10 protein-coding genes are annotated in these 13,189 nt (G+C 63.1%); 4 read left to right on the forward strand and 6 right to left on the reverse strand.

Translation table 11 applies throughout. The features are described from left to right. Positions 1 to 48: 48 nt before the first annotated feature. From betB to betI, 3 genes are read right to left on the reverse strand one after another with little or no spacing between them, the layout of a single operon-like run. Positions 49 to 1,509: a betaine-aldehyde dehydrogenase gene (betB, locus tag F3H35_RS02110; protein ID WP_149777995.1), complete on the reverse strand. Its 1,461-nt coding sequence runs from the start codon at positions 1,507 to 1,509 to the stop codon at positions 49 to 51. Positions 1,510 to 1,548: 39 nt separating this feature from the next. After that, the gene (gene betC / locus F3H35_RS02115; protein ID WP_149777996.1) at positions 1,549 to 3,066 is read right to left on the reverse strand and encodes a choline-sulfatase; all 1,518 of its coding nucleotides are present in this window, start codon (positions 3,064 to 3,066) and stop codon (positions 1,549 to 1,551) included. Further along, complete coding sequence (betI, locus tag F3H35_RS02120) at positions 3,063 to 3,647, reverse strand: transcriptional regulator BetI (protein ID WP_223228286.1); 585 nt, start codon at positions 3,645 to 3,647, stop codon at positions 3,063 to 3,065. The genes betC and betI overlap by 4 nt, the downstream gene beginning before the upstream one ends. 278 nt (positions 3,648 to 3,925) lie before the next feature. On the opposite strand from betI, the gene F3H35_RS02125 reads away from it, so the two are divergent. The 4 genes from F3H35_RS02125 to choV all read left to right on the forward strand — a co-directional run bounded on the left by F3H35_RS02125 (position 3,926) and on the right by choV (position 8,497). Continuing rightward, on the forward strand, positions 3,926 to 5,479 hold the full coding sequence (locus F3H35_RS02125) for an ABC transporter substrate-binding protein (RefSeq protein WP_149777997.1): 1,554 nt from the start codon (positions 3,926 to 3,928) through the stop codon (positions 5,477 to 5,479). A gap of 120 nt (positions 5,480 to 5,599) precedes the next feature. Further along, complete coding sequence (gene choX / locus F3H35_RS02130; protein WP_149778375.1) at positions 5,600 to 6,526, forward strand: choline ABC transporter substrate-binding protein; 927 nt, start codon at positions 5,600 to 5,602, stop codon at positions 6,524 to 6,526. A gap of 112 nt (positions 6,527 to 6,638) precedes the next feature. After that, positions 6,639 to 7,475 (forward strand): choline ABC transporter permease subunit, encoded by an 837-nt coding sequence (gene choW / locus F3H35_RS02135; protein ID WP_149777998.1) that lies wholly within the window; start codon positions 6,639 to 6,641, stop codon positions 7,473 to 7,475. After that, positions 7,472 to 8,497, forward strand: a complete 1,026-nt coding sequence (gene choV / locus F3H35_RS02140) for a choline ABC transporter ATP-binding protein (RefSeq protein ID WP_149777999.1) — start codon at positions 7,472 to 7,474, stop codon at positions 8,495 to 8,497. Before choW ends, choV begins: the two co-directional genes overlap by 4 nt. A 14-nt stretch (positions 8,498 to 8,511) precedes the next feature. On the opposite strand, the gene F3H35_RS02145 is transcribed toward choV, so the two are convergent. The 3 genes from F3H35_RS02145 to rnr all read right to left on the reverse strand — a co-directional run bounded on the left by F3H35_RS02145 (position 8,512) and on the right by rnr (position 13,188). Further along, positions 8,512 to 9,414: a DMT family transporter gene (locus F3H35_RS02145; RefSeq protein ID WP_149778000.1), complete on the reverse strand. Its 903-nt coding sequence runs from the start codon at positions 9,412 to 9,414 to the stop codon at positions 8,512 to 8,514. Between the two features lie 55 nt (positions 9,415 to 9,469). Beyond that, positions 9,470 to 10,825, reverse strand: coding sequence for a lytic murein transglycosylase (locus tag F3H35_RS02150; protein WP_394852303.1), 1,356 nt, complete (start codon positions 10,823 to 10,825; stop codon positions 9,470 to 9,472). Between the two features lie 107 nt (positions 10,826 to 10,932). Continuing rightward, positions 10,933 to 13,188 (reverse strand): ribonuclease R, encoded by a 2,256-nt coding sequence (rnr, locus tag F3H35_RS02155; RefSeq protein WP_149778001.1) that lies wholly within the window; start codon positions 13,186 to 13,188, stop codon positions 10,933 to 10,935. Between the last annotated feature and the right edge of the window lies 1 nt (position 13,189).

A 13,189-nucleotide genomic window follows, 5' to 3' on the forward strand; every position in this document is an offset into this window, starting at 1 on the left:
ATCTTTTCGGTTTCGGTCCGAGCCGGATGGCGCAGACCCGGCAAGGGCTCAGAACGGCGCTTCGGTCTCGCCCATCCGCACATAGACGGACTTGAGCTGCGAATAATGCGCGATCGCCGCCTTGGAGTTCTCGCGCCCCACGCCCGAAGCCTTGACCCCGCCAAAGGGCACCTCGACCGGGGCATCATTGTACGAATTGATGAAGCAACTTCCCGCCTCGAGCCGGGCGATCACCCGGTGCGCGCGCTGCAGATCGCGGGTGTAGACGCCAGCCGACAGTCCGTAGTCCGTGGCATTTGCTCGGGCGATCACGTCGTCCTCTTCGTCAAAATCGAGCACGCTGAGCACCGGCCCGAAAATTTCCTCGCGGGCTATGGTCATGTCGTCGGTGACATCGGCGAAGACCGTGGGTTCGATCCAAGACCCCGGCTTGTCGATGCGGTTACCGCCACAGACCAACCGCCCGCCTTCGGCGCGGCCCTTCTCGATATAGCCCAGCACGATCTGCAACTGCGTCTCGCTGACCATCGGGCCAAAGCTGGTCGCCTCGTCCAGCGGATCGCCGATCACCGCCTTGGCCGTGCGCTCGGCAAGGCGGGCCAGAAACGCCTCCTTGATGGCGCGGTGCACGAAGACCCGCGTGCCATTGGAACAGACCTGACCCGAGGAGTAGAAATTGCCGAGTATGGCCCCGCTCACCGCGTCTTCGATCGAAGCGTCGTCGAACACGATCAGGGGCGATTTGCCGCCCAGTTCCATCGTCACATGCTTCATGCCCTCCGCCGCCGAGGCATAGACCTTGCGCCCCGTCGGCACGGACCCGGTCAGCGACACCTTGGCGATGCGCGGATCGGCCACCAGCGGCCCGCCGACGCCACCCGCCCCCTGCACCACGTTGAACAGTCCCGCAGGCGCGCCGGCCTCGATCAGGATCTCGGCCACCTTCAGGGCCGAAAGCGGGGTTGTTTCGGACGGTTTGAACACCATCGCATTGCCACAGGCCAAGGCAGGTGCCGCCTTCCAGCAGGCGATCTGGGTGGGGTAGTTCCACGCGCCAAGCCCCGCGCAGACACCCAGAGGCTCGCGGATGGTATAGGCCCAGTCGCCGCCGGACAGTTGAATATGCTCGCCCGTCAGACCCGCCGCGATGCTGCCGAAATACTCCAGCGCATCCGCGCCGCTCGTGGCATCGGCCACCAGCGTTTCCTGTAGCGGCTTGCCCGTGTCATAGGTTTCGAGCACCGACAGGTCGTGGTTGCGGTCGCGCATGATATCGGCGGCACGGCGCAGCACGCGGCCACGCTCCATACCCGACAGGCGCGCCCAGTGCCTTTGCGCGGCCTGCGCACCGGCGATCGCCTGATCCAGAACCTGCGGCGTTGCCTCATGCAGGGTCGCGATGACAGCGCCGGTCGCAGGGTAGATCACCTCGAGCGGCGTGCCGGCCGTGTCTTCGAGATAGGCGCCATTCACGAAATGGCTGGCGTTGGGTTGGGTCGCAAATGTCATATCGCCTCCGGCGGGAGTATTTCGGGAACAGTGAAAGGGTCAATCCCCACGGGGGAATCGCTGATTTTCCTCGACCACGTTGAGATCCATGTGGTTGCGCATGTAACGCTCGCTGGCCTTCTGCAGCGGTTGGTAATCCCACGGGTAATAGCCGCCCTTGCGCAGCGCCTCGTAGACGATCCAGCGGCGCGCCTGGCTTTCACGAACCTGCGCATCAAACGCGGCAAGATCCCAACGGGCATCGGCCATGTCGCTGAAATGCTGCAGCGTCTGCGCATGGGCGGGATCGCCTGCGAGATCGGTCAGTTCATGCGGATCGCTCTCGAGGTCGAAGAGCTGATCGGGGTCGAGCGCGCAGCGGGTGAATTTCCAACGCCCCTCGCGCAGGCAGACCAGCGGCGCATGCGAGGCCTCGGCGGCATATTCCATGGCCACCGGGGCGCGGGAGGCGCCGCCCTGCGCCAGAGGCACGAGCGAGTGTCCTTCGGTCCATGGCGCGATCTCGTCCATCGAGACGCCGGCGAGGTCACACAAGGTGGGGCAGACATCGAGCGTGCTGACCGGGGTGCGCACCAGCCCGGGCGCCATGCCGGGCGCCGCGATCATCAAGGGGACACGCGACGCGCCTTCGTAGAAGGACATCTTGAACCACAATCCACGCTCACCCAGCATGTCGCCGTGATCCGACACGAAGAGAATGATCGTGTTGTCGGTCTGTCGCGTGCCGTCCAGTGCCGCGAGCACCTCGCCGATCTTGTCGTCGAGATAGGAGATATTGGCCAAATAGGCCCGCCGCGAACGGCGAATATCCGCCTCGGTGATGTCGAAGGAGCGCCAGTCATTGGCGTCGAAGATGCGTTTGGAATGCGGATCGTGATCCTCGTAGGCCATGGCTGGCACGGCGGGCAGAAGATGGTCGCTCTCTTCGTAGAGGTCCCAGTATTTGCGCCGCGCCACATAGGGGTCATGCGGGTGCGTGAAGCTGACCGTCAGGCACCAGGGCCGCACGTCATGGCCGCGGCCCAGATCATAGACCTTGCGGGTGGCGTTGTAGGCCACCTCGTCGTCATATTCCAATTGGTTGGAAATCTGGGCCACGCCGCTGCCGGTGACCGATCCGAGATTGTGATACCACCAGTCGATCCGTTCCCCGGGTTTGCGGTAATCGGGGGTCCACCCGAAATCGGCCGGGTAGATATCGGTGGTCAGACGCTCTTCGAACCCGTGCAACTGATCCGGTCCGACAAAATGCATCTTGCCCGAAAGGCAGGTCTGATAGCCCGCGCGCCGCAGGTGATGCGCATAGGTGGGGATGTCGGCGGCGAATTCGGCTGCGTTGTCATAGACCCGGCTGCGCGATGGCAAGAGCCCGGACATGAAGCTGGCGCGGCCCGGCGCACAAAGCGGTGAGGCGGTATACGCATTCGCGAAACGGGTCGACCTGGCGGCAAGCCGGCGCAGGTTCGGCGTATGCAGCCAGTCGGCCGGACCGTCAGGAAACAGCGTTCCGTTCAGTTGATCGACCATGAAGATGAGGATGTTGGGGCGGGTGCTCATGCGGTTTCGACCTTGAGAGTGGTATCGAGATAATGCAGCAGCACGCTGATCGCGCGCTCGGGCTCGAGCGGCTCGACGCGCAGGGCCTGCCGGATGTAGAGCCCGTCGATCATCGCCGCCAATCCACGGGTCAACCGAGAGGCGTTGTCCGGCGCGATCTGGCGAATGGCATGATGCAGGTTCGAGCGCAGCCGGCGCTGATAGATATGCAAAAGGCGCCGGGCATCTTCGGATTTCTGCGCCTGCACATAGAAGTTGAGCCATGCCGAGACCATCTCGGAGCGGAACTGCGCCGGTGCGAAGCTGGCGCGGATGATCGCCTCGACCCGGTCACGCGGGGTTTTCGCCATCACCAGCGCGCCACGCACCTCGGCGCCGTAGAGCGTCAGGATATGGCGCATCGCAGCCACGAACATCTGCTCCTTGGACCCGAAATAGTGATGCGCCAGCGCACTGGACATGCCGGCGCGGCGGGCGATCTGACTGACCGTCACGTCCAGCGTTCCCTGCAGGCCGATCTCATGAATCGTCGCCTCGACCAGGGCAGACCGACGAATCGGCTCCATTCCGATCTTGGGCATGCTGTGCCCCCAATACTTGTGAATTGCTGTTGCCCCACAGGCCTATTCGTGTTTAATTGACTCGTCAATCAATAAAAAGTAGGGGGTAACCCCACAGGACATCAAACCGGAACAATGACGTTGCACTACATGATACCGTCATACTAACGTCGGAAATGTATGCGGAATGTCGCTTTGAGGCTCGGGAGAAGTCGGATCAGAAGCGGCAGGTCCAAAGGGAACGGGACCATCGCGCCCGGACCGACAGTCAAGACGCAACAAAACAGGGAGAAACAACAATGACACTCATCAAAGGCGGCATGCTGGACCGTCGCGGATTCATGAAAACCACGGCAGCCGGCGCACTCTTGGCGACGCTGCCCATGGGCGGGGCAATGGCGGCACCCAAGCGCGGTGGTCACCTGCGTGTGGCCAAGGGCCATGGTCAGACGACCGACACGCTGAACCCCGGCCAATGGTCCAACGGCTACGTGCTGGCACTTGGCTTTGCGATCCACGGTCGCCTGACTGAAGTGGCTGTCGATGGCACGCTTGTACCCGAGCTTGCCGAAAGCTGGGAGGCATCGTCCGATGCAAGCGAATGGCGCTTCAAGATCCGTCAGGGCGTCACGTTCCATGATGGCAAGCCACTGACCGTCGAGGATGTGATCGCATCGATCAATCATCATCGCGGCGAGAACTCGACCTCGGCAGCCGGTCCGCTGGTCGCCCCGATCACCGAGCTTACGGCGGATGGCAGCGACACGGTTGTATTCAAGCTGTCGAGCGGCAACGCCGACTTCCCGTTCATTCTGTCGGATTATCACCTGACGATTCACCCGGCGACTGCAGACGGTATGGACTGGCAGTCCGGCAATGGTTGCGGCAGCTATGTGCTGAAGAATTTTCAGCCCGGCGTGATCTCGAGCTTCGAGCGCAATCCGAACCATTGGCGCGACGACGTGGCATGGATCGACAGCTGCGAAATGCTGTCCATCGTCGATCAGAACGCACGGACCACGGCGCTTGTGTCGGGCGATGTGCACGCGATCGACCGGGTGGACCTCAAGGCCGCCGATCTGCTGGGTCGCCGGCCGGGCATCACGGTCGAAACCCTTGCGGGCACGCAGCATTACACCTTCGCCATGTCGACCAACAAGGATCCCTACACGGACAACAACATCCGTCAGGCGCTGAAATATGCCATCAACCGCGAAGAACTGGTTGAAAAGATCCTGTTCGGCTACGGCTCGGTCGGCAATGACCACCCGATCGGTCAGGGTCAGCGCTATTACAACAGCGAGCTGGAGCAGAAGACCTATGATCCGGACAAGGCCAAGTTCTATCTCAAGGAGGCCGGTGTCGACAGTCTGGACGTGACGCTTCACACCTCCGAGGCGGCCTTCTCGGGCGCCGTGGACGCGGGCGTTCTGTTCCAGAACTCGGCCAAGGCGGCAGGGATCAACGTCAACGTGGTACGCGAGCCCAAGGATGGGTACTGGTCCGACGTCTGGATGAAAGAGCCGTTCACCGCCGTCTATTGGGGCGGGCGTCCGGTGGAAGACCAGATGTTCTCGACGGCCTATCAGTGCGGCGCGTCGTGGAACGACAGCTTCTGGTGCAACGAGCGCTTTGACGAACTTCTGGTCAAGGCCCGGGCCGAACTGGACGACGACAAGCGCCGCCAGATGTACTGGGAGATGCAGGATCTCGTCTCCAACCAGGGTGGTGTCGTCATCCCGATGTTCGCCAATTACGTCTCGGCCAAATCCGACGACGTGATGCATGGCGAGATGGCATCGAACTGGGAGATGGACGGCGAACGCTGGATGGAACGCTGGTGGATGGCCTAACGGCTGACCGGGCCTTTTCGCAAAGGCCCGCCTGATCCGAAAATGCGCCGGCGCGACCACACGCGCCGGCGTTGACTTTAGAACGCTTGGTGAAAACCGAAACGAAGGGGAAAAGACATGATGACATTCAAGACAACGCTGGCAGCTGCGACCCTTGCCGTTGCAGCCGGACCGGTCCTTGCCAATTGCGAAACGGTCACATTCTCGGATGTCGGCTGGACAGACATCACCGCCACGACCGCCGCGACAACCACCGTCCTGCAAGCTCTGGGCTATGAGACCGACATCAAGGTGCTGTCCGTTCCGGTGACCTACACTTCGATGGCGCAGGGCGATATCGACGTGTTCCTCGGCAACTGGATGCCCACAATGGAAGGCGACATCGCCCCCTATCGCGAAGCCGGCACCGTGGACACCGTGCGCGCCAATCTGGAAGGGGCCAAGTATACGCTTGCCACCAATGCCGCTGGCGCGGCTCTCGGGATCACGGATTTCGCCAAGATCGTCGAGCATGCCGAGGCACTGGACAACACGATCTACGGGATCGAGCCGGGCAATGACGGCAACCGCCTCATCATGGACATGATCGCTGATGGCGCCTTTGGCCTGACGGAGTTCGAGGTCAAGGAAAGCTCGGAACAGGGGATGCTGGCACAGGTCGCCCGCGCCACGCGCCGCGACGAGCCGATCATTTTCCTCGGCTGGGAACCGCACCCGATGAACGCCAATTTCGAGATGACCTACCTGACCGGTGGCGATGACTGGTTCGGCCCCGATCTGGGCGGTGCGACGGTCTACACCAACACCTCCGCAGGCTATGTCGAGGCATGCCCGAATGTCGGCAAGCTGCTGCAGAATCTCGAATTCACGCTGGCCATGGAAAACGAGATCATGGGCGCGATTCTCAATGACGGCACCGATCCCGCCGAGGCCGCCGCGACCTGGCTCAAGGCCAATCCCGGTATCCTCGAGACCTGGCTGGACGGGGTGACCACGATAGACGGTGGCGATGCCATGGCCGCGGTCAAGGCCGATCTGGGCCTCTGACATCGCACCGATAACGACACGGACCTGTCCCATTCAAACGCAGGACAGGCGGGGGCGGCGGCGACAAGCCGCCCCCACACCTCCCGGATATCATAAGTAACGAGGGATTCAGGTGAACTGGCTTTCTGAAAACAAGATTCCCGTCGGCGACGCCGCCGAAATATTCTTTCTTTGGCTGCAGGATAATGCGGCGCTGTTCTTCGATGCGCTGTCCGTGGCGATGGAAGGGTTGATCGATGCCTTTCTGTGGGTGCTGCAAACCCCGCATCCCCTGATCCTGATCACGGTTTTTGTCGGCCTGACCTGGCTCTTTCAGCGCAATTGGAAAACCTGCGCTTTCGTGGCGCTCGGCTTCCTTTTCGTGCTCAATCAGGATTACTGGGAGGAAATGACCGAAAGCCTGACCTTGGTGCTCTCGGCCTGCGTATTCTGCATGGCGATCGGCGTGCCCATCGGCATCGCCACGGCGCACCGTCCGGGCCTTTATAGGGGGCTGCGCCCGGTGCTGGACCTGATGCAGACGCTGCCGCCCTTCGTCTATCTGATCCCGGCCATCGTGTTCTTCGGAATCGGCATGGTGCCGGGCCTGATCGCGACCGTGATCTTCGTGGTACCCGCGCCAATCCGGCTGACACATCTGGGCATCTCGTCCACCCCCAAACCCCTGCTCGAAGCGGCACAGGCCTTTGGTGCGACACCCCGTCAGACGCTATGGAAGGTCGAACTTCCCTATGCGCTGCCACAGATCATGGCCGGGCTGAACCAGACGATCATGCTGTCGCTATCGATGGTTGTGATCGCGGCGCTGGTCGGCGCCGACGGGCTTGGAGTGCCGGTGCTGCGGGCGATCAACTCGGTCAACATTGCCCTCGGGTTCGAATCCGGGCTGATGATCGTGGTGGTCGCCATCATCCTTGACCGCATGCTGCGACTGGAGCGTGACCAATGAGCGATGCCGTCCATTTCGACACTGTCTCGATCGTGTTCGGCGATCATCCCGATCGTGCCCTGCCCCTGATGGATCAGGGACAACAGCGCGGAGAAATTCAGGCCAGCACCGGTCAGGTGCTCGGCGTGCACGATTGCGACCTGACTGTGAAGCAAGGGGAGATCGTGGTTTTGATGGGTCTGTCCGGATCGGGCAAATCCACGCTCCTGAGAGCGGTCAACGCCCTCAACCCGGTGACCCGGGGTGCTGTGCATGTGAATGACGGCACCGGCATGATCGACGTCACCCATGCCGACGCCGCCACCCTGCGCCGGATGCGACAAAAGCACGTGGCGATGGTCTTTCAGCAATTCGGCCTGCTGCCGTGGCGCAGCGTGCGCGAAAATGTAGGTCTCGGGCTGGAACTGGCCGGAGTCCCGGCCCCTGAACGCAAGGCGCGCATCGAAAAGCAACTCGATCTGGTCAGCCTGTCGGATTGGGCCGACCGCAAGGTGTCCGAATTGTCGGGCGGGATGCAGCAACGCGTCGGCCTCGCGCGCGCCTTTGCGACCGAGGCCCCGATCCTTTTGATGGACGAGCCGTTCTCAGCCCTCGACCCGCTGATCCGCACCCATCTGCAGGATGAATTGCTTGAGCTTCAGAAGAAGCTGAACCGCACCATCATCTTCGTCAGTCACGATCTGGACGAGGCGTTCAAGCTGGGCGACCGGATCGCGATCATGGAGGGCGGGCGCATCGTGCAATGCGGCACGCCGCAGGACATCTTCACCAACCCCACGACCGATTACGTGGCCGAATTCGTCGCGCACATGAACCCGCTCGGCGTGTTATGCGCCCGCGACATCATGGAAGACGCACACGGCACACCGCAACACACGGTCGGCCCCTCGGCGACGATCCGCGACGTGATGGCGGCCAGTCAGGGCCATGACACCCCCGTCGGTGTGATCGAGAACGGCGCGCTTTTGGGGCAGATCACCCGCAACCGGATCCTCGCCAAGCTTCTGGACCCGCGCTGCTGAAACGTGGCGCGGCTTCAGACCTTGGTGGCCGAGACGTTGGGCGTGATCGCCCGGCGTTTCAGCACGGCCTCGCGCCAACTGATGAAGCTGACAGCGCCCACGATCACCATACCGCCCAGAACCACGAAGATATCCACCCCTTCGTCGAACACCAGCGCGCCCAGAAGAACCGCCCACACGAGTTGCAGGAAGGTGACCGGCTGGGTCACGGCCAGCGGGGCTGCACGAAAAGCCAACGTCATGGTGTAATGCCCGGCGGTCGCGAAACAGGCGACACCCATCAGGATCGCCAATTCGCCCCATGTCGGCGTGACCCATTGCATGGCCGCCAGAGGCGCCAGCCCGATCGTCACCGTGATCGACAGCATGGCCACCACGATACCCGGGCTCGCAGTGGCGGTCATCCGCTTGGCAATCAGGTAGGAGGCACCGAAGAACACCGCCGTGAACAGCATCGCCAGATGCCCCGGCCCCACTTCGCGCAGGCCGGGCCGCAGGATGATCAGCGCCCCTAACAGCGCGACCCCCACAGCCATGACCCGCCGCAGTGCCAGCTTTTCGCCCAGAAACAACGCCGCCCCAAGCGTGACATAGATCGGCGAGAGGTAATTCATCGCCGTCACATCGGCGATCGGAATGCGCGCCATCGCGAAAAACCAAAGCGCCACAGCGATGGTATGCACCACGCCGCGCCCCGCAAACAGGGTCCATTCCGTTCGATTCAGCTTGATCCGGCGCAACTGTCCAAGGACGGGGATCAGGAAAACCAGCCCCAGAAGATACCGCAAAAACGCCGCCTCGGGCGCGGGTATCCGCGTCCCCAGAAGCTTGACGAGAGCCGTGACCGTCACGAAACAGCCACCGGTTACGATCATCCAGAAAATGCCCCAGCCGGGACGTGCCGCAAATATGGTCATGGCGGCATTAACACTGCCGCGCCAGGGAATGTCGAGTGCTTTGCCGGCTTTGTGCTCAGCCCCCGCGCAAACGCTTCAGAACGTCCTGCGAAGGGAAGCCATCAGGCGCCATTCCGACCGACTGCTGATAGGCGCGAATGGCGTTCGTGGTGTTCGGTCCGATGATGCCGTCGATCTTCTCGAGCGCGAATCCCTTGGCCTTGAGACGGCGCTGCATCTCCTTGCGCTCGTCGAAGCTCAGCGGCGCATAGCCACGCGGCCAGCTCGCCTGAATTTCCGGGCCGCCCTTGATCCGGTCCGACAGATGCCCGACCCCGATCACATAGGCATCGGCGTTGTTGTAGCGCTCGATCACGCGGAAATTGTCGAAGATCATGAAGGCAGCCCCCTGCGTGCCCGCGGGCAGCAGGATCGCCGCGCGCCCGTAATCCGGCACCGGCCTGCCATCGATCCCGACCACGCCCTGTGCCGCCCATTGCGAGGGCATCTTGCGGTTGTCACGTTTTGCCGTCGCCGCATTGAACCCGCGCGGCAGGCGCACCTCGACGCCCCAGGGCTGCCCCTTGGTCCAGCCGAACCGCTTCAGATAGGCGGCGGTCGACGCCAAGGCATCGGTGGGATCGTCCGACCAGATGTCTCGCTTGCCATCGCCGGTGAAATCCACCGCATAGGCCAGATAGGATGTCGGAATGAACTGGGTATGCCCCATCGCACCGGCCCATGATCCTTTCATGTCGCGCGGATCGACATCGCCCGCCTGGATGATCTGCAAGGCCGCGATCAACTGTTTCTCAAAGAACGCACCACGCCGCCCGTCATAGGCCAATGTCGCCACCGATTCGATAAGCGGAAGCGTCCCGCGCCGCTCGCCATAGGCGGTCTCAAGCCCCCAGACCGCGGTCACAACCTCTTTTTCGACGCCGTAAGTCCGTTCGATCGCCGCCAGGGCCCGGGCATGTCGGCGCAAGGCCGCCTGTCCGTTGCGGACCCGATCAGGACTCGCCGCACTGTCGAGGTAATCCCAGATCTGGCGCTTGAATTCGGCCTGATTGCGGTCCTTGTGGACGACCTCGCTGTTGTAGCTCACACCGCGAAAGGCGGCATCGAACACACGTGGGCTGATCCCCTGTGCCAATGCCCGTCCCCGGAAACTGGCGACCCACCGGTCGAAAGACGCATTTGCGGTCGAGACACGGACCATCTGCGCATCGCTCTGCAGATCGGCAGGTCGCAGCACCGGGCGCAAGCTGCGCACCGGAACCGGCTGCGCCGCACGCACCGGCACAACGGTTTCGATCATCGCCGCCGCCGGTCGTGGCTGCGGCCTCAGCGATGTCTCGGGTGCTGCTGCAGGGCTTTGGGTTGCTGAAAGAAGCCCCACAATCGGGAGCGTCAGGAGACGGATACGCATTGCTCGGGCCTTTGTTTGTTTTGCGACGATCCTAGCCTGAATTTGCCCGAATCGGAAGCGGTGCGCGCAAGGGCTGCGGGGAATCGCCGATAACGCCCGCGCGGCACTCAGCGGCGGCTGCGTTCAACCTTGCGTTTCACCTTGTCGGCCTTGCGCTTGGCTTTCACATGCTTGCGTCGGGGCGGCTTGCCGCGCGCACCCGAAGGCCCCCGGGGCACGGTTTCCCCCTCGATGCTGACCAGCTCCATGGCCAGCCCGCCTGTCACCGGGGCTGCCTCCGACAGCTTGACCGTGACCCGCTGGCCAAGCCCGATGGTCAGCCCGGTATCCGACCCCATCAGCGTCCCGGCATCGCGGTCGAAATGAAAGAATTCCCGCCCGAGGCTGCGCACCGGGATCAGCCCATCGGCCCCGGTCTCGTCCAGCCGCACGAAGGCGCCGAACTTGGCGATGCCACTGATCCGCCCGGTGAATTCCTCGCCCACGCGCTCCGACAGGAACGCCGCCAGGTAACGGTCATTGGTGTCGCGTTCGGCCACCATGGAGCGTCGCTCGGTTTCGGAAATATGCTGCGCGGTGCCATCCAGCTGCTCGATATCCGCAGGCCGCAGCCCGTCATCGCCCCAGCCATGCGCCGAAATCAGCGCGCGGTGCACCACCAGATCGGCATAACGCCGGATCGGTGAGGTGAAATGCGCATAGGCCTGCAGCGCCAGCCCGAAATGCCCGAAATTCGACGGCGCGTAATAGGCCTGCGTCATCGCGCGCAGGGTCGACATGTTGATGACCTCGGCGTGATCGGTATTGCCCGCCGCGTGCAACAGCGCATTGAGATGCGCGGTCTTGAGCACCTGCCCCTTGGCCAGTGTCAGGCCCGCTGCCTCGGCCACGTCGCGCAGCGTCTCCAGCTTTTCGGATGACGGTTCCTCATGCACCCGGAACAGCAGCGGCGACTTGCGCGCGATCAGCGTCTCGGCGGCGGCCACATTGGCCAGCACCATGAATTCCTCGATCAGCTTGTGGGCATCCAGCCGGTCGGCGAAATTGACCGACAGAACCTTGCCCTCCTCACTCAGAACCACCTTGCGCTCGGGCAGGTCCAGATCGAGCGGCTGGCGCCTTTGCCGCGCCTCGACCAGCGCGTGATAGGCCGCGTAAAGCGGCTCGATCACATCTTCCATCAACGGCCCGCAAGCCTCGTCCGGCGCGCCGTCCATCGCCTGCTGAACCTGCTGATACGTCAACGTCGCAGCCGAGCGCATCAGCCCGCGCACAAACCGGTGCCCCACCTTGGTGCCATGCGCGTCGATCTGCATGCGCACGGCGATACAGGCGCGCGGCACCCCTTCGTGCAGGCTGCACAGATCACCGGACAGACGGTCCGGCAGCATCGGCACCACCCGGTCGGGGAAATAGCTGGAATTGCCGCGCTTGCGCGCCTCCCGGTCCAGCGCGCTGGCCGGCGTCACGTAATGCGCCACATCGGCGATCGCCACCCAGATGACATGCCCGCCTTCGTTCTTGGGGTCGTCATCCTCGTGGGCCCAGACCGCGTCGTCATGGTCGCGCGCATCCGCCGGGTCGATGGTGACCAGCGGCATGTCGCGCAGATCGTCGCGCCCGCTCAGCCCTGCGGGTTTCATCTGATCGGCCTCGGCGATCACATCATCGGGGAATTCATCGGGAATACCGTGCTGATGGATCGCGATCAGCGACACCGCCTTGGGTGCCGACGGATCGCCCAGACGGGTGATGACCCGCGCGCGCGGCAGCCCTAACCGCCCTTTCGGCCCGGACTGTTCTGCCTCGACCAACTCGCCATCCTTGGCGCCGCCGGTGGCATCGCCCGGCACCATCCATTCCTTGCCGTCGCCCTTGTCGATAGGCACGATCCGGCCGCCTTCGTCGCGCTTGCGGAAGATCCCCAGAACTTTGCGCGGATTTGTCCCGATCCGGCGGATCAGCCGCGCCTCGTAATGATGCGCCTCGCCCTTGACCTCCTGCAGGCGGCCAAGGATGCGGTCCCCTTCGCTCAGGGCCGGGTCCGAGGCACGCGGCAGCACCATCACCACAGGCTCCACGCCCTCGCCCTGCCATTCCAGCGGGCGCGCCAGCAACTCCCCGTCCGAGGTCTGCCCAGAGATCTGCAGCACACTGACCGGAGGCAGCCTTTCGCGGTCACGATAGGTCTTCTTGCGCTTTTCCAGATGGCCCTCGGCCTCAAGCTCCTTGAGGATACGCTTCAGGTCGATCCGCGCAGCCCCCTTGATCCCAAAGGCCTTGGCGATATCGCGCTTCGAGGTGAGGTTCGGGTTATCCGAAATCCACTGCAGAATTTCGTCTTTGCTTGGCATCTGGCTCATG

The sequence above is a fragment of the Roseovarius litoreus genome, assembly GCF_900142765.1.
In the GTDB taxonomy this organism is placed as follows: domain Bacteria; phylum Pseudomonadota; class Alphaproteobacteria; order Rhodobacterales; family Rhodobacteraceae; genus Roseovarius; species Roseovarius litoreus.

Bases quoted from the DNA above. Each gene is read 5' to 3' on its own strand.
- betC (WP_149777996.1), bottom strand. From the start codon at position 3,066: ATGAGCACCCGCCCCAACATCCTCATCTTCATGGTCGATCAACTGAAC.
- F3H35_RS02125 (WP_149777997.1), top strand. From the start codon at position 3,926: ATGACACTCATCAAAGGCGGCATGCTGGACCGTCGCGGATTCATGAAA.
- betB (WP_149777995.1), bottom strand. From the start codon at position 1,509: ATGACATTTGCGACCCAACCCAACGCCAGCCATTTCGTGAATGGCGCC.
- rnr (WP_149778001.1), bottom strand. From the start codon at position 13,188: ATGAGCCAGATGCCAAGCAAAGACGAAATTCTGCAGTGGATTTCGGAT.
- F3H35_RS02145 (WP_149778000.1), bottom strand. From the start codon at position 9,414: ATGACCATATTTGCGGCACGTCCCGGCTGGGGCATTTTCTGGATGATC.
- betI (WP_223228286.1), bottom strand. From the start codon at position 3,647: ATGCCCAAGATCGGAATGGAGCCGATTCGTCGGTCTGCCCTGGTCGAG.
- F3H35_RS02150 (WP_394852303.1), bottom strand. From the start codon at position 10,825: ATGCGTATCCGTCTCCTGACGCTCCCGATTGTGGGGCTTCTTTCAGCA.
- choV (WP_149777999.1), top strand. From the start codon at position 7,472: ATGAGCGATGCCGTCCATTTCGACACTGTCTCGATCGTGTTCGGCGAT.
- choX (WP_149778375.1), top strand. From the start codon at position 5,600: ATGACATTCAAGACAACGCTGGCAGCTGCGACCCTTGCCGTTGCAGCC.